The sequence below is a fragment of the Streptomyces sp. NPDC050997 genome, assembly GCF_040660135.1.
Classification (GTDB): Bacteria; Actinomycetota; Actinomycetes; order Streptomycetales; family Streptomycetaceae; genus Streptomyces.
Window position 1 is genome coordinate 363,588 of record NZ_JBFAGK010000002.1, and the last position, 21,424, is coordinate 385,011.

The 21,424-nt window shown below is 68.1% G+C and carries 21 protein-coding genes; 7 read left to right on the forward strand and 14 right to left on the reverse strand.

What is annotated here, in order from left to right; translation table 11 throughout:
• Nucleotides 1-131 precede the first annotated feature (131 nt).
• On the forward strand, nt 132-1,094 hold the full coding sequence (locus AB0H86_RS04790) for a nucleoside hydrolase (protein WP_362432957.1): 963 nt from the start codon (nt 132-134) through the stop codon (nt 1,092-1,094).
• Nucleotides 1,095-1,181: 87 nt separating this feature from the next.
• Here AB0H86_RS04790 and infA read toward each other — a convergent pair whose 3' ends face one another.
• The 4 genes from infA to AB0H86_RS04810 form a co-directional block, all read right to left on the reverse strand.
• Nucleotides 1,182-1,406 (reverse strand): translation initiation factor IF-1, encoded by a 225-nt coding sequence (infA, locus tag AB0H86_RS04795; protein ID WP_093909198.1) that lies wholly within the window; start codon nt 1,404-1,406, stop codon nt 1,182-1,184.
• Nucleotides 1,403-2,194 (reverse strand): GNAT family N-acetyltransferase, encoded by a 792-nt coding sequence (locus AB0H86_RS04800; protein ID WP_362432960.1) that lies wholly within the window; start codon nt 2,192-2,194, stop codon nt 1,403-1,405. Before AB0H86_RS04800 ends, infA begins: the two co-directional genes overlap by 4 nt.
• Before the next feature lie 337 nt (nt 2,195-2,531).
• Nucleotides 2,532-3,281, reverse strand: a complete 750-nt coding sequence (locus AB0H86_RS04805) for an ATP-binding protein (RefSeq protein ID WP_362432962.1) — start codon at nt 3,279-3,281, stop codon at nt 2,532-2,534.
• Nucleotides 3,282-3,578: 297 nt separating this feature from the next.
• Nucleotides 3,579-3,872 carry a hypothetical protein gene (locus AB0H86_RS04810; protein WP_362432964.1) on the reverse strand — a complete coding sequence of 98 codons (294 nt, stop codon included), beginning with the start codon at nt 3,870-3,872 and terminating at the stop codon, nt 3,579-3,581.
• 127 nt (nt 3,873-3,999) lie between these two features.
• Here AB0H86_RS04810 and AB0H86_RS04815 point away from each other — a divergent pair, with 127 nt between their 5' ends.
• The gene (locus AB0H86_RS04815; protein WP_362432967.1) at nt 4,000-4,758 is read left to right on the forward strand and encodes a GntR family transcriptional regulator; all 759 of its coding nucleotides are present in this window, start codon (nt 4,000-4,002) and stop codon (nt 4,756-4,758) included.
• A gap of 126 nt (nt 4,759-4,884) precedes the next feature.
• Nucleotides 4,885-5,106, forward strand: coding sequence for a DUF397 domain-containing protein (locus tag AB0H86_RS04820; protein WP_362432970.1), 222 nt, complete (start codon nt 4,885-4,887; stop codon nt 5,104-5,106).
• 96 nt (nt 5,107-5,202) lie between these two features.
• Here the strand turns inward: AB0H86_RS04820 and AB0H86_RS04825 are convergent, their stop codons facing one another.
• The 8 genes from AB0H86_RS04825 to AB0H86_RS04860 all read right to left on the reverse strand — a co-directional run bounded on the left by AB0H86_RS04825 (nt 5,203) and on the right by AB0H86_RS04860 (nt 14,525).
• Nucleotides 5,203-5,856: a hypothetical protein gene (locus AB0H86_RS04825; protein ID WP_362432973.1), complete on the reverse strand. Its 654-nt coding sequence runs from the start codon at nt 5,854-5,856 to the stop codon at nt 5,203-5,205.
• A gap of 386 nt (nt 5,857-6,242) precedes the next feature.
• On the reverse strand, nt 6,243-6,878 hold the full coding sequence (locus tag AB0H86_RS04830; RefSeq protein ID WP_362432975.1) for a hypothetical protein: 636 nt from the start codon (nt 6,876-6,878) through the stop codon (nt 6,243-6,245).
• Between the two features lie 38 nt (nt 6,879-6,916).
• Nucleotides 6,917-9,196 carry a DUF6571 family protein gene (locus AB0H86_RS04835; protein WP_362432977.1) on the reverse strand — a complete coding sequence of 760 codons (2,280 nt, stop codon included), beginning with the start codon at nt 9,194-9,196 and terminating at the stop codon, nt 6,917-6,919.
• A gap of 10 nt (nt 9,197-9,206) precedes the next feature.
• Complete coding sequence (locus AB0H86_RS04840) at nt 9,207-9,680, reverse strand: hypothetical protein (RefSeq protein WP_362432978.1); 474 nt, start codon at nt 9,678-9,680, stop codon at nt 9,207-9,209.
• Between the two features lie 177 nt (nt 9,681-9,857).
• Nucleotides 9,858-11,207 carry a type VII secretion-associated serine protease mycosin gene (mycP, locus tag AB0H86_RS04845; RefSeq protein WP_362432981.1) on the reverse strand — a complete coding sequence of 450 codons (1,350 nt, stop codon included), beginning with the start codon at nt 11,205-11,207 and terminating at the stop codon, nt 9,858-9,860.
• Nucleotides 11,208-11,305: 98 nt separating this feature from the next.
• Nucleotides 11,306-12,865 (reverse strand): translation initiation factor IF-2, encoded by a 1,560-nt coding sequence (locus AB0H86_RS04850; RefSeq protein WP_362432983.1) that lies wholly within the window; start codon nt 12,863-12,865, stop codon nt 11,306-11,308.
• Entirely contained in the window at nt 12,865-13,392 is a 528-nt protein-coding gene (locus tag AB0H86_RS04855; RefSeq protein WP_362432986.1) for a hypothetical protein, read from the reverse strand. Before AB0H86_RS04855 ends, AB0H86_RS04850 begins: the two co-directional genes overlap by 1 nt.
• Nucleotides 13,393-13,589: 197 nt before the next feature.
• Complete coding sequence (locus AB0H86_RS04860; RefSeq protein ID WP_362432988.1) at nt 13,590-14,525, reverse strand: LAETG motif-containing sortase-dependent surface protein; 936 nt, start codon at nt 14,523-14,525, stop codon at nt 13,590-13,592.
• 302 nt (nt 14,526-14,827) lie between these two features.
• On the opposite strand from AB0H86_RS04860, the gene AB0H86_RS04865 reads away from it, so the two are divergent.
• Entirely contained in the window at nt 14,828-16,513 is a 1,686-nt protein-coding gene (locus tag AB0H86_RS04865) for a glycoside hydrolase family 13 protein (RefSeq protein WP_362432990.1), read from the forward strand.
• An 18-nt stretch (nt 16,514-16,531) separates the two neighbouring features.
• Here AB0H86_RS04865 and AB0H86_RS04870 read toward each other — a convergent pair whose 3' ends face one another.
• On the reverse strand, nt 16,532-17,239 hold the full coding sequence (locus AB0H86_RS04870) for a DUF4142 domain-containing protein (protein ID WP_362432993.1): 708 nt from the start codon (nt 17,237-17,239) through the stop codon (nt 16,532-16,534).
• A 312-nt stretch (nt 17,240-17,551) separates the two neighbouring features.
• On the opposite strand from AB0H86_RS04870, the gene AB0H86_RS04875 reads away from it, so the two are divergent.
• From AB0H86_RS04875 to AB0H86_RS04885, 3 genes are all read left to right on the forward strand, one after another.
• On the forward strand, nt 17,552-18,304 hold the full coding sequence (locus tag AB0H86_RS04875) for a carboxypeptidase regulatory-like domain-containing protein (RefSeq protein WP_362432995.1): 753 nt from the start codon (nt 17,552-17,554) through the stop codon (nt 18,302-18,304).
• Between the two features lie 183 nt (nt 18,305-18,487).
• A complete protein-coding gene (locus tag AB0H86_RS04880) occupies nt 18,488-19,447 on the forward strand; it encodes a chlorophyllase (protein WP_362432997.1) in 960 nt (319 codons plus the stop codon).
• 112 nt (nt 19,448-19,559) lie between these two features.
• On the forward strand, nt 19,560-20,252 hold the full coding sequence (locus AB0H86_RS04885) for a DUF6445 family protein (RefSeq protein WP_362433686.1): 693 nt from the start codon (nt 19,560-19,562) through the stop codon (nt 20,250-20,252).
• Between the two features lie 9 nt (nt 20,253-20,261).
• Here the strand turns inward: AB0H86_RS04885 and AB0H86_RS04890 are convergent, their stop codons facing one another.
• Nucleotides 20,262-21,341, reverse strand: coding sequence for an aminopeptidase P family protein (locus AB0H86_RS04890; protein WP_362433688.1), 1,080 nt, complete (start codon nt 21,339-21,341; stop codon nt 20,262-20,264).
• Nucleotides 21,342-21,424: the final 83 nt, after the last annotated feature.

Genomic DNA, 21,424 nt, shown 5'->3' on the forward strand with positions numbered 1-21,424 from the left:
GACCACGGTGGGTCGACCACGGTGGGTCGACCACGGTGGGTCGACCACGGTGGGTCGGCTACGTAATGTCGGCTACGTAGTGTCGGCTGCGTAAGGTCGGTTTCCCAGCCCGTGGCGAGAGGACCCCAGCCGTGACCGGTCAGCCCATCCCGGTGATCATCGACTGCGACACCGGTGTCGACGACGCCCTGGCCCTGCTGTTCGCCGTACGGCACCCCGCGCTCGACCTGCGGGCGGTGACCTGTGTGGCCGGGAACACCGACGTGGACGGGGTCGTCCGCAACACCCTGACCGTGCTGGAGCAGGCGGGTGCGCCCGGGATACCGGTCGCCCGGGGCGCCGAACGCCCGCTGATCGAGCCCGTCCGCACGGCTCGGCATGTGCACGGAGAGGACGGGATGGGCGACCTGGGGCTGCCCGCGCCGACCCGGGTCCCGGTGGACGTCGACGCGGTGACACTGCTGCGCCGCGAGATCCTCGCATGCCCGCGCCCGGTCACGCTCATCCCCACCGCGCCCCTGACGAACATCGCCCTCCTGTTGCGCACCCACCCCGAGGTGGTGCGCAACATCGAGCGGATCGTGTTCATGGGCGGCGCGGTCGCCACCGGGAACGCCACGCCGGTCGCGGAGTTCAACGTGTGGCACGACCCGGAGGCGGCGGCGGTCCTGCTCACCGCCGGGGTACCGATCACGATGTACGGCCTCGACGTGTTCAAGCAGGTCCTCGTCCCGGCCGCCGACGTCCAGCGGCTGCGCGCCAGTTCGGAACCCCGGCTCCGGCTGGCCGGCGAACTCCTCGCCCACCGTGACCCGGCCACCTCCGGCGACCCCACCCCCATGGGCGGCCTCGGTGACGCGGGCGCGGTCTGCGCGGTCGTCGACCCGCAGGGCATCACCACCGAACCGCTGCCGGTCGAGGTGAACCTGGCCCCCGGCCCCGCCCGCGGCCAGACCATTGTCGACCGCCGCCCACGCCCCGGCGAGTCCGAGATCCACGAGGGCTTCCGCGAACAGCCCCTGGTGGACGTGGCGTTGGGCGTCGACGTGGAGCGCTACGTGAAGCTGTGGCTGACGACCGTGGAGACGCCGTAGGTGGTCACCTGCGCGGGTATTCAAGACCACGCAGGTGACCGGGGCCCAGGATCAGCTACCGCGGAAGGTGCCGACCGCCGACAGGCCCTAGTTCCGGTACCGGAACACGATCCGGCCGCGCGTCAGGTCGTACGGCGGGAGCTCCACCAGCACCCGGTCTTCCAGCACGATCTTGATGTAGTTCTTGCGGATCTTTCCGCTGATGTGCGCGAGCACCTGGTGGCCGTTCTCGAGCTCCACGGTGAACATGGCGCTGCGCAGGCACTCGACGACCTTGCCCTCGACTTCGATGACGTTCTTGTTCTTCGTCATCGCACCAGCTCCAGGTTGCTGCTCATCGGCCGGGCGCCGATGCCCTCGAACAGCGCCGAGGCGGCTTGGTTGGACTCGTGGACCTCGGTCCAGGCCGCGGCGAACCCGGAGCGGTGCAGCGTCCCCAGCGCGTGGGCGAGCAGCGCCCGCGCGATGCCGCGGCGCTGCTCGCCGGCCCGGACCGCGACCAGCCCGACGCGCGGCCGGATCACCGTCACCACCCGGATCAGACCCAGGTAGCGGTCCGGCGCCGCGGCCACCGCGTACTTCGACGGGTCGACGATGGTGTCGCCTTCGAGGCGGGGAATTACCTCCGCGGGCATCGACTGCCACCCGACGGTCGCCTCGACTTCGTCACGGATCGCGCGGTCCACCGCCCGCAGCAGACTCTCGTCCGCCCGACCGGCGGGCACGATCGTCACGCCCGAAGGCGGCAGGACACTTTCGAGCCCTGTGACCCGCGGGTCGGTCGGCACGACGTACTCCCACTCGCGGCGCCGGATCGTGAAACCGGCCCGTCGCCAGCCGGCCGTCAGCTCTACGTCGGCTTCGTCGACCACCGTGTACAGCGGTGCCGGCAGGTCCGAAAGCATCGCCTCGGCGAGCAGGCCGAAAGCGGCGTCGTGCCAGGCGTCGATGCTGACGAACAAGCGCCCGTCGGGCCGGTGCTGCGCATGCCCGCGGCCGACCACCAGGTCGTCATCGAGTGCATGCCATTGCCTGTCCGCGACGCGCGTGATCATCACCGCGTTCTCGCTCAGGCCAGATGTGAAAGGCTTCGTATTCATCGGAGTCTCCTTCAGGAGTGCCTCGATCTCAGGCGCTCCTGGCGACACCGATTGTCAGCCGCCGGACCGTGACGGGTTGAGGGAGCACCCATGGGTAACTGTGTTCACGGGACTCACCTCCATACGACGACTTAACGGTCCACCACGAAATTAGCAGCGGGGCGCCGCCTCGCTCAAACCCTTTTCCATGAGCTCGTAACGCGATCAGGTTGAGCTCGGCGAGCAGGATCCGGCGCAACCGCACGAAGACTCCGGCCCGGGCCCAGGCACCGCCGACAGGTCTGCCCGGACCCGAACCTCAGCTCCAGCGGGAGGAGTTGCCAGGCGATGTCGGGGATCACTCGAGGGACGTGAGGCTGACCTCGGCCCATACCGTCAGCTCGCCGCCCGCCCGTCGCGTTCCCCATCGGTCGGCCAGCGCGTCGGTGATCAGCAGACCGCGTCCGTGCTCCTGGTCCGGGCGGGACGGTTCGGTGGGGGCCACGGGCATACGGCCCCCGCCGCCTTGGTCCGTCACGCTGATCGTGGCCGACCGGGCGGAGAGGGCGCAGGTGACCGTGATGGCGTGACTCCCGCTGTGCTCCAGGGCGTTGGCGACGAGCTCTCCGGCGATCGTCTCCAGGTCGTCCGTCACACGCGCAGGCAGCTCCCACGACCGCGCGGTGTCGCGCACATGGCGTCGGGCGATGCCGGCGGAGGCGCGGTCGGGACCTGGGAGGGTGAGCAGGGCGAAGACCGGCGCCTCGACACCGCTGGGAACAGGCCCTGTTGTCCCGTCCACCCGGCGCACTCCTGACTGCTCCGTCCTCTCGAGACGAGCGCTCCGGCACCCGGCGATGAGCAGCGCATCGTGCAGGGCATCAACCAACTGGACTGCCAGCGCGCTCAGTTCACCGCCCGACAGCTCTGGCGTCGCGACCATCTCCCGCGCCCGCACCAACAGCCGCTCCGCCAACCCGAGCTGTACGCCCTCGATCCGGTCGGCGAGCCGTGAGACGGCCCCGTCCCCGTCGGTGACGAGCAGACAGGGCTTCCCGTGGACGCCGGTCCAGGGCAGGAGCCGTACGTGGCTCGCGTCGCCGTTCATGACGCCGCCCCCAGACAGGCGTGGATGTCCCGGGTATCGAGGTCGACGCCATACGTGGCCCACCAGAGGGTGTCACGGCGCAACCTCTGGAGACGGGCCTTCTCCTCGCGCTCGTGGGCGGTGGGGGCGCTCTCTGCCTGCGACTGATCAGAGAGCGGAGCCGCACGGTCGATGCTTGCCGTGGCCCATCTCCACGGGTCGGGATGCGACGGCAGCGCTTGGACACGGAGTTTCCCCCATGGAGCGAAGAGGGTTCGGACGCGGTCCAGTGTGCGAGCGATCGCATGGGCCATGTGGTCAACTCCGATCTGGGCGAGCCGTTGTCGGGTCCTGCGCCACTCCGCTCTCACCGTCGTCGTCGACCTTGACCTCGACCCAGATGACCGAGTGATCCGCCGTCACGTCGTGGCCGTATCGGTCGGCGCCGGCGAGCGCGGTGAGGAGCGCGCGGCGCCGGCCATCGGGGAGGTGTGGGGGAAGCGTGATCCGGACGCGGATCCGGTCGGAGAACTCCTCGGTGTGCGCCGCGCTCCCTGCCAGAGCAGTGAGTTGGGCGGCCAGTGCGACCGCTCGTGACTTCGCAGAACACACGAAGAAGCCTCCTGTGACGCAGTGAATGCGGAGAGTGTTTCTACTTCAGTAGCTTCTACCTGATGCAGTAGCTTGTCAATGTCATTGGAGAGACCCACCGCAACGCGGAGGAATCGGAGAGCCGTCCATGCCCCGAGAGGCGCCGTACCTCGAAGTAGCCGACTCACTGCGCGCCCGGATCCTCGGGGGAGAGTGGGAGGTCGGCTTCCGCCTCCCCTCGCGGGCGCAGCTCGCCGAGGAGTACGGCGTCGGACGCAACGTCACGCAGCGAGCCATGGACCGCCTCATCATCGAGGGGCTCCTCGAGGGACGCGCGGGATCGGGCACGTATGTCCGCAAGCCGCGCGAGCGGATGCGCATGGTCCGCTCACGACACCGCGAACGCCGAGGAGGGTCCCCTTTCCGCGCCGACATGAAGGAGCGGGGTCAGGCCGGGACCTGGGAATCGCACAGTCAGGCCCGGGTTCCCGCCCCGGAATCCATCGCGGAGCGGCTCGCCATCAAACCGGGGGATCTCTGCGTGACCACCCGATACGAGTTCCTGGCAGACGGGCGCCCGGTCCAACTGTCCGAGTCCTGGGAGCCGATGGCCATCACGGACGGAACACCGGTCGTGCTCCCCGAAATGGGGCCCCTGGCCGGCACGGGAGTGGTCGAGCGTATGCACTCCATCGGCGTGCAGGTCGAGACCGCGGTGGAAGTACCGCGCCCCGCCAGGGCAACCCAGGCCCAGGCCAACCTGCTGGGCATCAGCGTGGGGGACTTGGTGATTGAGATCGAGCGAACGTACTACGACACCGATGGGCGGCCTGTAGAGACCGCGGACATCGTCGTTCCGGACGTTCGCTGGGAAGTGGCCTATGAGTTCGGGGCCGACCGGGCGTAGCTCTCTGAGCTTCTCAGACGTCATGAGCGGCGAACCTGCAGACGTGTTTGACTACCTGCGGTCACAAGCGGCCGACACGTCGGTCAGCCTTGAGTTGCTAGCCGCAGTCAAACAGGAGCTCACCCGATGAACGAGACGCCGGCCGCACACCAACTCACAGCAGGAGATTGGTTCAAGAGCAGCTACAGCGCGGCAGACAACGAGTGCCTGGAGATAGCCCATGCTGTGACACGGGTGGGGATACGCGACTCCAAAACCCTGGGGCGGGGCGGATTCACCGTAGGTACCGATACGTTCGCCGTATTCATCGATGGTCTGAAAGCCAGCTCCGGCATCCGTATCAGTTGAAGCCTGTTGCTCCTCAACTGCACGGAACCACCCAGCGCTGATGCGCAAGGTGTCCCGCACGCTGCCACCGGTCGGTACCCAAGGTGTGCCAATAGATCAGACTTTACTCGGTATGGCAGGGTTATTGGCGCACGGGAGACCGTCCGCCAACTTGCCTGCGAGCTTGGCGGTCATCTCGCTCAGGAGCTTGGTGTCGAAGTCGGGGACGTTCTTGACTTCGGTCTCCACTTCCAGGGGCAGTTCCGACTCCTGGGCCTCTTGGGATCCCTTGACCTTGCACGGGATCACTGCGGTCAGGTGCAGGCCCCCGTCCTCGCGTTTGACGTTCCCCAAGGAATGCCAATCACCACCTGAGTCATCACCGGAACTAATGTCCCTCGCTGAATCAACGGACCAGCTCACATAGGAATTGAATCTCTTGCCTGTTCCGTCGATACCTAGGTCACAAGGTTGGCTCGTGTTCGAGTAGTGCACCTCGCTACCGGGCTCCCAGGATTTTGCAATGCTTGCCCGGTTGGACATCAACTCATCTAAAGGCGTGAGCTCGTTCAGGACCGTCAAGGTGCCACTGCCCAACTCGTCCTGCAGTGCATCGATCCTGCTGGAGCCGAATAGATCATTGCACACGCTCCAGCCCTTCGGAGCGTCGCTCCTGTCCCGACTGGCTTCCTCGTCTCCGGAGCAGGCGGAAAGCATGGCAGCAGAGACGACAATACCCAGGGCTGCAACAGCCCTATTACTACACCTCACTGTGACACCTTCTCCGCGTCTGAGATGGCGTCCTTCCCATCCCTGTACGAACCTTCAATCTCTCGGTTGAGTACGTCCTTCTCCTGCTGGGTTATGCCGATGGCGTCGGCATAATTGGAGACGGGCACCCAAGCTCCGCGCTCACCGACCGCCCTCATGACCCTGTACTGCTTGCAGGGCCTCCGGGTCGTTCTTGAACTCGTTGTCCTCTAGATGGTGAATGGCGTGGTTGCCATAGGCGGCGTTGAACGCCTCGCCGCCCGACTTCACCAGGACCGGTACGGCAATGGCCGCGACGGCACTGAGAGATGCTCTCTTGTGCAGCGAATCAGAATGCTGTGCTGGAAATGAGGAAGCTGGCCAAATTCCAAGCAAGATAATGCCGGTCAGTCTTCGGTCAGCTTTGGCGGCGAACTGAACTGCTGCGGCAAGTCGGCGTCACGCTCGCAACCGAGCTGCTTGGCCATCGCGAGGGTGACCGCATGTAGTACGTTCAGGTTCTCTTCCCGTACCTTTTCTGCGTCACCCGGGGGAGCCTGAGCGTTGGTCAGCTTCCCTTCGATCAATATGGGCTTGCTACTCGAACGGAATTTGTCGCTGGAGCATTTCATGTACAGGGCCGCGTGCGACGGCCTGGAGAGAGTCAATTCACCCATGTCGTACTGGGTGAACTTCGGAGAAATCGACGTTGGTACCTTTTCTGAAAGGTAGAAGGATAGGTCGGCACCGGCGGTGGTCGCGGAACCGAAGGCCGTGCAGAGGTCGTACTCCTCGTAGTCGTCGGCCCCGTTCTCGTGATAGCCGGAGGCCAGTGCCCGAGCGGTGTCGGAAAGGCTTTCCTTGGACCCGTTTGAATCGAGCTCCTTGCCCCCGACCAGATTCAGCAGCGCTTTCCTTGCTCCCGCGGAGAGCTGCACTCCGCACAGCGTCGACGGGGTGGCCTCCGCCTTCGGCTCCTTCGCCTGTTCCTGGCTGTCGCAGGCCGCGACGGGGAACGTCAGAATGACGACAGCAGCTGTCATCACAGCAAGTCGACGTGTGGGGTTGCTTCTCAGTACGTTCATTCTCCGGTTTGGGGCAACTGCCCCTGCTGGTCCTCTCGGTTGGTGCCGTCGTTGTAGCCGCCAGTCCACGCATCTTCCAGGTCCTGTCCGAAGACGGAGTTGTCCTGGATGTGATGGTTGGCCATGAAATTCCTGGCCGGAGCCTCGGAGTTCTCCCTGCCAGCAGTGAAGATGTTCCTGGCCTGCCCCTGGACGTCATCGCTGCTGTCCTGCTGCTTCGCCTCGGTCCAGTCTCCGATGACATTGCCGATCTGCTGCTCCAACATGCCCTGTCCCGTGTCAGTCAGCACTGGGATTGCCGTGGCCACGACACCTACTGCGGCTACCTCAGGCAAGAAGGCCACACCGGCCGCGACGGCCGCGCCGGTTCCGAACTCGACCCAGCCGTTGCGTTTCTCGAGTGCCTCGTTGTACTCCTTGTCCGCCGCGACCCCCTCGGCCTTGAGCTGGTCCGCTCGAGCCTGGTCCAGGATCCCCTGGATCTGGGCGCCACTACGAGTCGCGTCGCGCGCAGGACCCTCGCTGATGGAGCCGTCAGCACTCACCTGCCCCTCCAGCACGCTGGTGGTGTACACCTGCCCGGCGGTGGAGACATCGGCGTACGCGTCCGGATGTTGTCCGATGGTGCTGAGGAAACTGATGGTGTCGCTCTGCCCGAACCTGGCATGCTCGTCGGCCCCCGAAGTGGGTGCGAAGGTACTGCCCTTGCGGTTCTCGTCGAGTCCCCAATTCAGGTCGTCGATGTAGCCCGCCCCCATCCGGCCGAGGCTGTCCGACAGGATTTCCTGTTCCTTGGTGAACTTGGGATCGCTGCCGTACCTGTGGACGACCTGCTCCATGATCTTGGCCGAGTGCTCGTCGCGGGCCAGCGTAGGGGTCGTGTCGTCCCAGGCGTGCCCGAGTGTCGCGGCCTCCAGCGCGTGCCCCAGTGCGTCTACGCCGTGGGCCTTGCTGACGACGCCAAGGCTGTCTGTCGGCCAGTGGAAGTCCTTGCCGGTCAGCTCGTCGAAGTACGTGTAACCGAGTAAGGCGTCCTTGTTCTTGCTCTCCGTCCCGTCGGTGTTGTAGACGGTCGGGTCGTCGTCCGAGAAGAACGCCTTGGACGCCTCCGGGCTGTGCCCCAGTGCTTCGAGAACGCTGGTCAGCGGGTCGTACCCGGCGCCGACCCGTCCCGAAGGGTTGTAGCCGTAGTCGAGGTCCACTCCTCCCGTTGAGGGCCTGGCCAGTGCAAAGAGGTTGGGTTCCGTGTGGTGCATCTGAACGACATGCTCCGCGATGGGCTTGAGGAACCGGGTGTCGTAGTCGCCGTAGCGCAGGAGACCGCCTAGAACCTGATAGCCGTACGGTTGGGTGAGCCCTGCGCGCGGGATGTTCAACCGCTCGGCACCGAGCTTGCGGAACTCATCACCCCAACTGCCGGGCAAGTGTGTCCTGGTGTCTGGGTCGGTAGCGACGGCCAGGGTCATTCCCATGCTCTTCTGCAGGTCCCTCGTCAGCGCGAGCCGGGACTTGTCGTCGCCCGCCGTGCCATCGAGGGCCATGGTTCCGTAGAACTCAAGGGCCTTCTTCGGGTCGCCCAGTCCCTTGTAGAACTCAGTCGCGAACTCGCCGTCCTTGTCCTGGCCATTGAACTTCACCAGCCGGTTGAACTCGGCGAGTTCGCCATTGGTCATGTGCTCGCCCCTTTTGGCGAGTTCGAGGGCACGGTCGACCTGGGCGTCGTTCAGCGAGTCGTACGAGCTATGGCCGGCGTTGTTGGGATCGCTGCCGTGGCTGAGCTTGAGCGCCAACTTCACCGACTGGTCGATATCGTTGGCACGGCCGAGGCTCGCACTGATTTCGTCGGCGTAGCGCTGCCGGGCGTCCGAGTCGTCTTCCTTATCCGGCGGCGTGCCGGGCGGGATGTACAGGGAGACGGTGACCGTGCAGTCACCGTTGTCGTGGATGGTGAACCCCTTCTTGCCAGCCTCGTCCTTCAGGGTCTTCACCTTGCGCTGCAGCGCCACCAGCTCGCGGTGGGCGTCGTCGAGCACGTGGTAGATGCTGTTCGCCTCGGTGTGGAGGTCGGCGATCTCCTTCGTCGTCTTATTGACGAAGTCGCGCGTCACTGTGGCGTTCACGCCGGCCCATCGGGCCTTGTCCGACTTGGCTTTCATGCCCTCTCGGGCGTTGTCCGCCGCGGTCTTGAGCTTGCCGACCTTGTCCTTCCAGTCGGAGACGGCCGTGCCGAGCTTGCCGAGGTCGACCTCGATCAAGTCCATGTAGGTGAGGGCCACGGGTCTGCTCCTACTTGAAGTACTTGCTGAGTTCGGACACGGATGCCGCGGAGCCGTCTCGGTGCCGGACCTGGGCCGCGATCTTGTCGTCGTCGTGTGCGTGCTGCTTCTTGCTGTAGTCGAGGTGGTTGGAGATGTGCGCGCACGCCTGGAGGACTGTCTTGGCCTGGGAGGTCCATACCTCGACCGTCAACTCCAGGGCTCCGCCGATCTCGAAGCCGTGTGACTTCAGCGAGGTGGCGGCTTGCATCGTGAAGCCGGCACCGTTTGTGTGCAGGCCAGCGATGTCCGTTCCTGTGCGGAGGTCCTCAAAGAGGGTGTGCGCCTCATGCCCGACGGCGCCGAGGTCGTCCTGGTTCACCACCAGATTGCTGCTGCTGCCCCCGCCTCCGCCGCCATCCGCGGCAAGCTGGTTGAGCTGCATGTGTGTCGAGCTTCTCTGGGCCGAATCGGCCTTGAGCTGCTCCCACTCGTCCCAGGCCATCCCCCGTGCCCTCCCGCGATCCCTGTGCCGCGTCAGCCCGTCAGGACTGATCGCGGGGTTCTTACCAACGTCTTAAAATCATCAAGGGCGGTGACAGCCTGATTGCTCAAGCGTCACCTCTCATCAGTACTTCACACTCGTGCCGCCCGCACGACATTGCATTCACATGACGCGAAATTACTGATGAGTGCCTGGATCTTGTTGGGGCTGTGGCTGTGCACCCGTGTCATGCCATGTCTGTGGCGTTTGCGCGATGGGGTTCGGGTGGGTCGGATGCTGCGCGTCCACCGGGTAGGGCGGTCGGGCCGACTGGACCGGGTACGGATACGGGCCTCCCGGGTGGGTCGGCTGCTGAGCCGGGACCGCATGCTGCGGTGCGGTCGAACGCCTGCGTACGAGAACAAAGACAGCGAGTGTTCCCACCAGCACCGCTACGCCGACCGCCCCCAATACCGCCCAGAGTGCGGTGTTGTTGTCCTCGCTCTTTGCCTTGGCCGTGTCCGAAGCCGAAGTGTCCTCCGACTCCGAAGCGGAGCCACGGGGAGAGGGAGATGCCGCTGCCGCGGCTGCCAAGTCCGGGAGCGGGTACACATCGGCCTTGCCCGGATCGCCCGGGTTCTGCAAGGCGATCCGGGGCCGGACGATGCCGTAGCCGATGGCGTCGTTGCGCTTCTTGCCGTCTGTCGGGGCGCCGATGGTGTTGAGCAGGACGCGGAGGACCTGGTTGTTGGTCCAGGTCGGGTGCGCGGACCAGATCAGGGCGGCGCTGGCGGAGGCCAGGGCCGTGGAATCGCTGGTGCCGTGAGTGCGGCAAAGGCCGGTTTCGCTCCCGCAGGCGGCGACCATGTCCTCGCCGGGTGCGGCCATGTCGACCTGCGGGCCGTACTCGGACTCGGCGGTTCTGCGTAGGTCCTTGCCCACCGCTGCGACGCCTACGACGCCTGATGTTGCTGCGGGATACATGACCTGATTGGCCTGATCCCCGTCGTTTCCCACGCCGGCAAAGATCAACGATCCCTTTTCGAGAGCGTATTCAACCGCTGCGGTCACTTGCGGTGAGCCTTCTGAAATGGCCTGCGAGACGTTGATGATCTCGGCGCCCTCATCAGCGGCGTAGCGGATCGCCGGCGCGAGCGCTGCGTTGAAGGCCTTGTTTCCCTCGGCCAAGTTGGCGGCCGTGCCGCTCTTAGGCAGACGGATCGGAAGGATCTTGGCACCGGGGGCGAGTCCGAAGGCGCCGTTGCCGCCGTTGTACCCGCCGGTTCCGGCGATCAGGCCGGCCATGCCCGTGCCGTGGCCCTCGTAGTCGGTGTGCTCGTCTCCGGGCTGGTCTTCGGCGAAGTCCCTGCCCGGCAGAATGCGCCCCTTAAGGTCGGGATTGCTGGGGTCCACGCCGGTGTCGAGGACGGCGACAGTGATGCCCTTGCCGGTGCTGGTCTGCCACATCTGCTCGGCCTTCATGGCGTCGAGGAACCACTGCTTCTCGCGGGTGGACTCCGCGCTGGCCGGCGTGCCTGCGGTGCCCACCAGTAGCAGGCCGAGGACCGCCGTGACCGTCGCGCGGTGGGCCCTGTGTCGAGTGCCACTGGTACGCATGAACTTCGCTCTCTTCGATCCCGGATACGTCAGTCGATGACAGGCGGCATAGCGGGGCGGATGCCCTGACGCCAGGTCTCCTCATCCTCGACCACGCCATGTGGTCGCCCATTGCCGTTGCCGTTGCGCGTTCTGTTCGCCGAAGTCTGCTGGGAAGCACCAGATCCGCCGACACCCTGACTCCCGCCCGGGCGCCCCGCGCTGGACGTGCCGCCTACGACACCGCGGCCCGCTGTGCCGGGACTCGTCGCGGTGCCTGGGTTGCCAGGTCTGGGCACTGCCGCTCCCGCACGTCCCGGCTGCTGGGGACGGGCGCTACCCGCACCGTCGTTCGGGAGTGGACGGCCGCCGATGACGCCGCCGTTCGAGACCGAGGGACGACGACCAGGCGTCTGGCCCTGCTGGCCTGTCGTACGGCCGACTGGATTCGTCGAACCGGCGGTCGGCCCCAACGGTCCGCGCGCGGACGTGCCCTCGCCGCCTACGACGGTGCCGCGCGGGATGCCCATTGACTTGCCCGGGGACTGTGGCACAGGGCGACCCCCGACGACACCGTTGCCGCTTCCGCCGCCACCACCTGGCATGCGTACGGGATTCGCCGTTGCCCCTTGCCCAGGCTGGAAGGGCATCCGGCCCATGCCAGGAGTCCGCCCTTGCCGTGCCGGGGTGTTGACCGGGAGGCCGAACGCCGGAGGAGCCGTGCCCGTCGTGACACCGCCCTTCAACTGGTCGGGGCTGGGCAGGGCGCCCGGCACACCAGGTGAGGGTTGCGTACGCGGAGGCAGAGTGTCGACGGAGTCGATGCCCATCCGTGTGGGCTGATCCACGTTCAGCTGCGGATGGCGTTCCGGTGATGCTGCGCCTGAGGGATGCCGCGGGTCGGGAGTGCCGGAGGAACTCTCTCGGGCAGAGCCCAGGTTTGTGGATGAGACGGCACTCGACGAGGAAGCCCCTGCCGAGGGGCCGCTGGAGCGGGCCTCAGATGTGCCGGTGTGGACCGCCGCGCTGGGATCCGGCACAAACGCCTCCGGCGGCGGCGGAAACCGAGGCCGCTCCAACCCCTCCATCTGCGCAGCCGAAACCTGATACGTCTGCCCCAGCTTCCGCATCTGCGCGGCCGCCTCCAGGCGGACCCTCTCCCGGTCCGCCGTCAGCGCGGCCAGTTCGCTGCGGGACTTGGCGCTGACCGCCGCCGCGTCCGGGTCATTGTGCGCGGACTGCGCCGCCGCGAGGTTGGCCCGCGCGCCCGGCGTATCGCGCGGAATGGAAGCCTGCGCCACGGCGATCGCCCCCGACGCCTGGCCCAGCCACTTCGCCGCGTCCTCGCTGAAGTCGCCCAGGCGGAGGGTGGAGTTGGCCAGGTCGCCGGTCCAGGTGCGGAAGGCCTGTGCGCCCTCGCCCTTCCACTCCACGTACTGCGGGCGGACCTTGAGTTCCTCGGCGATGGCGCGGATCTCCTTGGCCGCCGCGATCAGGCGGTCGGCCGCTGCCTGCACCGTGCCGGAGTTGGCCCGATCCAGCCATGCCAGCATCTGCTCGTGGCTCATGTCCTCGAAGGGCGTGCCGCCCGTGGGTCCGGTGGCCGGCATCAGATCGAGCCTCCGGCGTCGTCGCCGGACGGGCTGTTGCCCTTGTCGACGCCGCGTTGGCCTGTGCGCGCCTGCTCGGGGTCGTAGCTCCCGCCGTAGTGCTTCGTCGTCTCCGCGCTGATCGCCGTCATCCGGTCACGGACATCCAGGTCGATGTTCTGGTAGCCCTTGTGCGAGGCCAGCACGGCGATGCCCATGCCTTCCATGGAGTCGGACAGGAGCTTGGACAGGGCCTCCAGTTCGCGGATCACCGTCTCGTACGCGCCGTGGAGTCCGGCCGCCTCCGCCCATGCCCCGTCCCCGCCACCGAGTTGATGGCGTACGAGCTGCTCCTGGCCGACCTTGTCGGGGCCCGCGGCCGAACCCTTCAGGTCTCGGATCAGCTCGTCGACGCGGGTCCGGAACTTTGTGAACGACGAGAGCTCGGCGGCCACTTCGTTCGCGGCGCCGGCAGCTTCCCGTGCCATGTCGAAGACGTCGAACACCCATGACGGCCCCGCCGTCGCGCCACCGTCGCTCGATAACACCCTGTCCTCCCCCGTACACCATCAGCAGTCGACGACTGATGAGTAACTCTAACTACCAGCAGTGACAACGAACATCCAGACCGTTGTCGGAGAGCGAGGTGATTCCGGCCAACACCGTGACGAGAACGCCGAAGAGACCGCCCGCGCCAGGACGGCGGGCGGCCTCTTCAGGTTCAGGACTGTTCAGTCCGCGTGGATCAGGCGCGAGTCGCCTTGCGACGCCGCGTCATCACCACGATGCCCGCTCCGCCAGCCAGCAGCACTGCCGCGCCGATCGCGATCGGGCCCGTGTTGCTGTTGGCACCGGTCTCCGCGAGGTCGTCGCCGCCGCCCTTCGGCGTGGTGGCCGGGGCGGTGGTGGACTCGGAGGCCGAGGGGGTGGGGGTCTCGGTGCCCGGGGTCTCGCTGGCCGGGGGCTCGGTGGCCGGAGGCGTGGTCTCCTCGGCCGGGGTCGAGGGCTCCGGCTCCTCCGGGGTCGTCGCGGGCGGGGAGGTCGGGGTGGCCGGCGGCTCGGACGGAACCTCCGTGCACTCCTTCGTGCCGCCGTTCCAGCCCGCGATCAGCTTTTCCTTGATGACCGGGCGCTCCGGGCCGATGGGCACCTCGCCGTGGACGAAGCCGTCCTTGGAGTCGAGCTCGCCGTCGAACTTGACCGCGCCCCGGTACAGGTCGACCTGCGCGAAGCAGCCCGCGTCCGGCACCGCGATGTCGAGGGACTCGGTCTGCCCCGGCTTCACGGTCACCGTGTCGAAGTCGACGAAGATCTGCTCGCCGGAGGTGTTGAAGGTGGCGCCGTGGGCGAGGTAGGACGCGAGGGAGGCCGTGCAGGACTCGGCGTCACCGGCGGTGCGGACCTTGACGTGGATCTTGCCGTCGTCGGTGGGCTTGAGGTTCTGGTCATCGACCTTGACCGAGTCGAAGAAGCTCGAGCCGTCCAGGGAGAACTGGCAGCGGTCGGTGGCGGTCTCCGTGCCCGCGCCTGTGCCGGGCTTGTAGGTGCCGCCGGACTTCCATCCATCGCCGCCGGGGGTTCCGTGGGCCCAGGAGGTCGGGGCGGAGACGGCACAGAGGACGAGCGCCGCGGCACCCGTCCCCAGCAGGCGGCGCGCGGAGACACGTCTGACTATGGACATGCGGTTCCCATCGGGTGAGGGGGTGGCGGGTGCTCCACAGAGCACCGGGCATGAGAACACCGGACTCACTGGTCACATGATTCACAGGAATCACATGAATCACGGTGTTCGCACATCGTGGATCTCACTGCGTAACCCTGTCAACCTGCGGCAATACAGGGATAGTTCAAGAGGTCATCACAATCTCATCACACAGGGAATGAAATACTCCGGACCGCGTTCGAGTTCGCTTTACCGACAATGGGGACAGGTACGTGAGTGGCGCAGTGCCTGCCGTGGACCACCGCCCCGAGGGAGACCGCGTGACCGACGCCCACGCCGACCGTTCCGTCCGCCCCGACCTGCCTCCCGATCTGTCCTCCCGTGACCCCGACTGGTGGCGGCAGGCCGTCGTCTACCAGGTCTATCCCCGCAGCTTCGCCGACGCCGACGGCGACGGACTCGGGGACCTGAAGGGCGTCGCCCAGCGGCTGACCCACCTCGCCGCCCTCGGCGTCGACGCCCTGTGGCTGAGCCCCTTCTACCCCTCCGAACTCGCCGACGGCGGCTACGACGTCGCCGACTACCGGGACGTCGACCCGCGCCTGGGCAGCCTCGACGACTTCGACGCCCTGGCTGCCGAGGCCCACCGCCTCGGCCTCAAGGTGATCGTCGACCTCGTCCCCAACCACACCTCCCACCAGCACGTCTGGTTCCAGGAGGCCCTCGCCGCCGGCCCCGGCTCCGCCGCCCGCGACCGCTATGTCTTCCGCGACGGACGCGGCACGCACGGCGAACTCCCGCCCACCGACTGGCAGTCCGTCTTCGGCGGCAGCGCCTGGCAGCGGGTGCCGGACGGCCAGTGGTACCTGCACCTGTTCGCGCCCCAGCAGCCCGACCTGAACTGGGCGAACGAGGAGATCCGCGCCGACTTCCGCACCACCCTGCGCTTCTGGTCCGACCGCGGGGTCGACGGCTTCCGCGTCGATGTCGCCCACGCCCTCGCCAAGGACCTCGCCGAACCGCTGCGTGACCTCGGCGCCCCCGCACTCAGCGGCGAGGCGGCCCTGGCCGAGTTCCCGCCCGGCACCCACCCCTTCTACGACCGCGACGACGTCCACGAGATCTACCGCGACTGGCGCAAGATCCTCGACGCCTACCGCCCGCCCCGGATGGCCGTCGCCGAGGCATGGGTCCCGGGCGCCCGACGCGCGCTGTACGCCCGCTCGGACGAACTCGGCCAGGCCTTCAACTTCGAGTATCTCCAGGCCGGTTGGGACGCGGACGGACTCCGCCAGGTCATCACCGACTCGATGCTCACCGCACGAGCGGCCGGCGCCTCCGCCACCTGGGTGCTCTCCAACCACGACGTCGTCCGGCACGCCTCCCGCCTGATGCTCCCGCCCGGCACCGACGACAACGCCTGGCTGCTGTCCGGCGGCCGCGCCCCGTCGGTGGACGAGGCGGCGGGCCTACGACGGGCCCGGGCGGCCACGCTGCTGATGCTGGCGCTGCCCGGATCGTCGTACGTCTACCAGGGCGAGGAACTCGGCCTGCCCGAGGTCGCCGACCTGCCCGTCGAGGTGCTCCAGGACCCGATCTGGGCACAGACGGGACATGTCCACAAGGGGCGCGACGGATGCCGGGTGCCGCTGCCGTGGGCGACGACGGGACCGTCGTACGGCTTCGGGGCGGGTGGTGCCTGGCTGCCGCAGCCGGAGAGCTTCGCGCGGTACGCCGTCGAGGCACAGGACGGGACCGACGGCTCGACCCTGGAGTTCTACCGCACGGCCCTCAGGCTGCGTCGCAAACTGCAGGAGGGCGAGTCGCTGACCTGGGCGGACGACAGCCCGCCGGGGGTGCTGGACTTCGCCCGCCACGGCGGCTGGCGCTGTGTCACCAACCTGTCCGGGGCGGCCGTACCGCTGCCGCCCGGAGAGGTTCTGCTGAGCAGCGCTCCCCTGGCGGACGGGCGGCTCGGCCCGGACACCACGGTGTGGGTCGCGTAGGACCCTTCAGCCGGCCGACTACTGCTTGATGGTCGGCGGGGTCGTCGTTGCGGTCGGCGGCGGGGTGAGGACGATCATCGGTTCGCCGGCCTGCGCCGCGGGCGGGGTGAGCTGGTCCGAGGGCAGCTTCGGTGGGGTGGTCTGGGTGAAGAGTGCCTGGTCGAAGTTGACCATGCCGGTGTTCTCCATGACCGTGATGTGGTCCAGGACGGTGGCGTTGGCCTGGTCGGCCAGCTGCCGCACCAGGCTGTTCTTCGTGGTGGACCGGACCTTCGCGATCGTGTTGAAGATCGAACCGTGCGTCACTCGAAGGATGTTGGCGAAGTCGGAGTCGAACTGCGTGCCCTTGGGGTCCGCGGTCAGCTGGTTGACGAAGCCCACCTGTTGCGGACTGGCCACGTTGGGCAGGGTGATGTTGAGCATGGGGGCGATCTTGCGACAGGTGGTGTCCAGCGCGGCGTGGCCGTCGATCAGGTGGTTGGAGGCCGTCACGACCTCCTTTGACGTCCCCTTGCCCAGTCCGATCTGCCCCACCGGGTACTCCCACAGCCCGGCCGCGCGCACCTTGACCACGAAGTCGCGGTCCCCCTCCGTCAACGGCCCCCACTGGGTCTGGGAGATGACTCTGTCCTGAGCGCTGGACACGGTGTCGAGACCGAGCATCGAGGGATAGGCGAGCGCTGCCAGGGTCAACGTGAGAGCACCACCCACGAAGAGAGTTCCCATTGCGTTCCGCGAGATACCCACGGTGCCTCCTGCCCGGCCGGGTGCCCACCGATCGGCGGGCCTGACGGACAGGAGTACGGAGACGAGCCACCCAGAAGTCTTTTGATTTGGTAAAGAATAGGCAAAGGGTGATCTCCGGTCTCGGTGGGGGCCTGGCCGGGCGGGAGTCACGTTCGGCTGGGGGGCCTCTCGCGCCCGCTCTCGCCCGTACGGCCGCACAGCAAACGCCACCTGCGGAAACGGCCGCGAGAATCGCACGGAGAAGTGTCGCCGATGTCCCCGTGAGGAGCTCCGCCGACGATGAAGCCGTCGATGAACAGGACCAGGAAGGCAGCCGCGCTGACAGGTATCGCCGTGGCGGGAACGATCGCGTGGTCGGGGTCGCCGCAGGAGCGGGCCCAGGCCGCCGGGCTCGGCCGTGAGTTGTGGGGCGCCGTGACGATCGTGCCCGGCCGTGAGGGCACGGTCGAGGTGACCGGCTACCAGGGGGCACCGCTCGGCGCCGGTTCCGTGCTGACCCTGACGGCACCCGAGGGCGCGGAGGTCGCGGACGCGCCGCTGGACGCCCACGGCTTCCGGGGCGCGGTGGCGTCCGACCGGGGCAGCGGGACGTACACCTTCGACGAGGGGGTGGCGACGCGGGCGTGGCAGGGGCGCACCTTCCCGTTCGTGCTGTCGGTGCCGCGCGACGCCGTCCCGGGCACCCGGCTGAGCGGCTGCGCCGTGCGGCTCACGGAGGCGGGGGGAGCCGTACGCGACGAGGGCACCTGCGCGGTGACCGTCGGCCTGCCCGAGCCGGCCCTGACCCGACCGGAGTCCGGGGTCCCGCTGCTCGCCCTGCCGAAGGCTTCCGGTACGGCCTTCCCGGGCGCCCAGGTCACGGTGCGGGACGGGGAGGAGAACGAGGTCTGCGCGACGACGGCCACAGCGAAGGGTGCCTGGTCCTGCGTCCCGTCCGTGGCCCTGCCCACCGGCTCGGGACGCCTCCAGGTGACGGCGAGCTTCAACGGGGTGAGCGCGGTGAGCGAGCAGATCGCCATCACGGTGGGTGCGGTGGGTCGGTGAGGGCCGGGGGTTGGGCAGGGGTTCCCGATCGCCGTTGACAAAACGGAACGGTGTTCCGTATGTTAAACGGAACGTCGCTCCGCTTTCAGCGTGCCTGAAGCCGGGCGCTCCTGACCGCCTCACCCGCCGCCGACCGGATGATCCGGCAACAGGCGGCAGAGGCCATTCAACGGAAGTCGCATCATGAGTGAACCGACTTACGCGGCCGACACCTTCGGCTCTCCCACGCCCGTCCTCTCGGTCGGTCCGGTGGTGCTGCCGGCGCCCGACCGAGCCGTGGACCTGGAGGTACGGGTCTCCGCGCCCGTGACCGGAAGCGACCTGCCGGTCATCCTCCTCTCGCACGGGCAGGGCTACTCCAACCACCTCTCCTCCCTGAACGGCTACGCCCCCCTCGCCAACTTCTGGGCGGCGCACGGCTTCGTCGTGATCCAGCCCACCCATCTCAGCTCGAGGACGCTGAGCCTGGATCCCGACACCCCCGGGGCACCGCTGTACTGGCGATCCCGAGCCGAGGACATGAAGCGCGTCCTCGACCGCCTCGACGTGATCGAGGCCGCCGTCCCACAGCTCCTCGGGCGACTGGACCACGGCAAGGTCGCCGTGGCCGGGCACTCGATGGGCGGGCACACCGCGAGCCTGCTGCTGGGCGCCCGGCTCACCGATCCGCACGACGGAACGGAGGTGAACCTGGCCGAGCCCCGGATCAAGGCCGGTGTACTGCTTGCCGCGCCCGGCAGGGGCGGTGACGCCCTCACCGAGTCCGTGGCCGAGAACCTCCCCTTCTTCCTGACCACGGACTTCTCCGGGATGACGACGCCCGCACTCGTGGTCGCCGGCGACAAGGACGCCTCCGCCCACCTGACGGTCCGGGGCCCGGACTGGCACGCCGACCCGTACGTCCTGGCCCCGGGCCCCAAGTCCCTGCTCACCCTGTTCGACGCGGAACACGGGCTCGGCGGGATCTCCGGATACGACGTCGCCGAGACCACGGACGAGAACCCCGAGCGCGTGTCCGCGGTCCAACGCCTCACCTGGGCCTACCTCCGCACCGAGCTCTACCCAGGGGACTCCGCCTGGAAGGCGGCGTGCGACGCGCTGACGGCCGGCCCCGACCCGCTCGGACGCGTCGAATCCAAGTAGGCGCACCAGTTGGCTTGCCCGGTTGACCGAACATTGACCACTTCGCGGGAGACTCCGGAGGCAAACGCGGGAGAGTCCTGACGGGCCTCGGCCCTAGATTCGCGGCATGTCCATGCCGCATCGGCCCTCACGGCCCGGGAGGGCCGCCGCGTCCCTCCCCGTGCTTCCCTACCGCAAGCCCACCAAGGGCCGCGACTACTGGGTGATCGACGACGTGCTGCCGGACGTCGACGCCGTGCGGGAGGGCTGTCTCGGCAAGGACGACTGGGTCGAGGGGTATCCGCACAAGCCGGAGGCGTGGCCGGGGCTGCGCGCGATGCCCGGGCTCGAGCCGGGGCAACTCGCGCGGGTGGAGCGGGCGGTGAGGAAGGCGACCGGGGTCAAGGAACTGTGGGTGCAGGAAGCGCCCGGCGGGGGCACCCTCAACCACAACTGCGTGCAGGTGGTGGGAGAGGGGGAGAGCACGCCCCGGCCGCACACGGACTCGCGGTCGCTGTGCCGGTACGCCGCCGTCCTGTATCTCAACCCCGGTGTGCCCAAGGACTGCGGGACCAGTTTCTACAGGCAGTCCCTGCCCGGCGGGCGGCTCGGCGGCAATGTCGTGCAGGCCCCGCACAACAACCTCGTCGACGCGCTCGGTACGCGGTTCGTCGCGCCCGACGCCTTCGAGGAGGACGTACGCGTGCCTCACCGGTACAACCGCCTGCTCCTCTACAACGCCAACCTCGTGCACAGCGCGACCGGTTACTTCGGCCGCACGACGGCGGAGAAGCGGATGACCGCCGTCTTCTTCTGGATGGCCTGAGCGGCGGCGTCAGTTCACGATCGCCATCTCGTGCGGGGTCGCGTTCAGGCGGCGCCCGCCCGTCTCCGTGCACGTCACGATGTCCTCGATGCGGACGCCGAAGCGGCCCGGGAGATACACGCCCGGTTCGATGGAGAAGCACATGCCGGGGACGAGGGGCTGGTCCTCCCCCTCGACCAGGTACGGCGGTTCGTGGGTCGTGACGCCGATGCCGTGGCCGGTGCGGTGGACGAAGTGCTCGCCGTATCCGGCGTCCTCGATCACCGCGCGGGCCATCCGGTCGACCTCCTGGCAGGGCACATCGGGCCGTACGGCCTCGAAGGCGGCCTGCTGCGCCGCGCGGACGATCTCGTGGACCGCGCGCTCCTCGTCCGTCGGCTCGCCCACATGCACGGTACGGGTGGTGTCGGAGCCGTAGCCGTCCTTGAGACCGCCGAAGTCCAGGACCACCATGTCACCGTCGGCGATCACCCGCCCGCCCGCCTCGTGGTGCGGGTTCGCGCCGTTGGGCCCGGCGCCCACCACCGTGAAGTCGACCTGGCTGTGGCCGTGTTCGCGCAGCAGACGGGCGAGGTCGGCGGCCAGGTCGGTCTCGCGGCGCCCCGCGAACCGTACGGAGAGGATCTCCTCGTACGTCGCGTCCGCCGCCGCACCGGCCGCCGCGAGCCGGGCCACCTCGTGCTCGTCCTTGACGGCCCGCAGCATCGGCAGCGCGACGGTCAGCGCGCGGTACGTGGTCAGCGGCAGCGCCTCCTGGAGGCCCAGCAGATGCAGGGCCCAGGCCGAGTCGGAGACGCCGTAACGGCCGTGCGGACGCAGCAGCCCGGCTGCCGCCGCGTACGGGTCCTGGCCGTCCCGCCACGTGGAGATCCGCAGGGCACCCGCCCCGGGCGACTCCTCCGCGTCCGGGCGCTCCAACGCCGGGACCAGCAGCCGGGAGTCGGAGGAGTCGGGGGTGAGGACGAGGAGGGTGAGGCGTTCGGTGATCGCGATCGGGCGGTAGCCGCAGAGCCAGACCATGTCGGGGCCGGGGGGCACGAGGAGTCCGGACAGTCCGACGGCCGCGGCGGCGCGGGCGGCACGGTCCATGCGGGCCGCGTAGTCCTGCTCGGTGAAGGGCACCGGTGACGCGTCCCTCGGTGCCCGGCCTTCCGGTGTCCCGCCCTTCGGTG

Bases quoted from the DNA above. Each gene is read 5' to 3' on its own strand.
- AB0H86_RS04880 (WP_362432997.1), top strand. From the start codon at position 18,488: ATGAGTGAACCGACTTACGCGGCCGACACCTTCGGCTCTCCCACGCCC.
- AB0H86_RS04860 (WP_362432988.1), bottom strand. From the start codon at position 14,525: ATGTCCATAGTCAGACGTGTCTCCGCGCGCCGCCTGCTGGGGACGGGT.
- AB0H86_RS04870 (WP_362432993.1), bottom strand. From the start codon at position 17,239: ATGGGAACTCTCTTCGTGGGTGGTGCTCTCACGTTGACCCTGGCAGCG.
- AB0H86_RS04840 (WP_362432978.1), bottom strand. From the start codon at position 9,680: ATGGCCTGGGACGAGTGGGAGCAGCTCAAGGCCGATTCGGCCCAGAGA.
- AB0H86_RS04820 (WP_362432970.1), top strand. From the start codon at position 4,885: ATGAACGAGACGCCGGCCGCACACCAACTCACAGCAGGAGATTGGTTC.
- AB0H86_RS04890 (WP_362433688.1), bottom strand. From the start codon at position 21,341: ATGGACCGTGCCGCCCGCGCCGCCGCGGCCGTCGGACTGTCCGGACTC.
- AB0H86_RS04805 (WP_362432962.1), bottom strand. From the start codon at position 3,281: ATGAACGGCGACGCGAGCCACGTACGGCTCCTGCCCTGGACCGGCGTC.
- AB0H86_RS04885 (WP_362433686.1), top strand. From the start codon at position 19,560: ATGCCGCATCGGCCCTCACGGCCCGGGAGGGCCGCCGCGTCCCTCCCC.
- AB0H86_RS04800 (WP_362432960.1), bottom strand. From the start codon at position 2,194: ATGAATACGAAGCCTTTCACATCTGGCCTGAGCGAGAACGCGGTGATG.
- AB0H86_RS04850 (WP_362432983.1), bottom strand. From the start codon at position 12,865: ATGCCGGCCACCGGACCCACGGGCGGCACGCCCTTCGAGGACATGAGC.
- infA (WP_093909198.1), bottom strand. From the start codon at position 1,406: ATGACGAAGAACAAGAACGTCATCGAAGTCGAGGGCAAGGTCGTCGAG.
- AB0H86_RS04875 (WP_362432995.1), top strand. From the start codon at position 17,552: ATGAACAGGACCAGGAAGGCAGCCGCGCTGACAGGTATCGCCGTGGCG.
- AB0H86_RS04815 (WP_362432967.1), top strand. From the start codon at position 4,000: ATGCCCCGAGAGGCGCCGTACCTCGAAGTAGCCGACTCACTGCGCGCC.
- AB0H86_RS04830 (WP_362432975.1), bottom strand. From the start codon at position 6,878: ATGACAGCTGCTGTCGTCATTCTGACGTTCCCCGTCGCGGCCTGCGAC.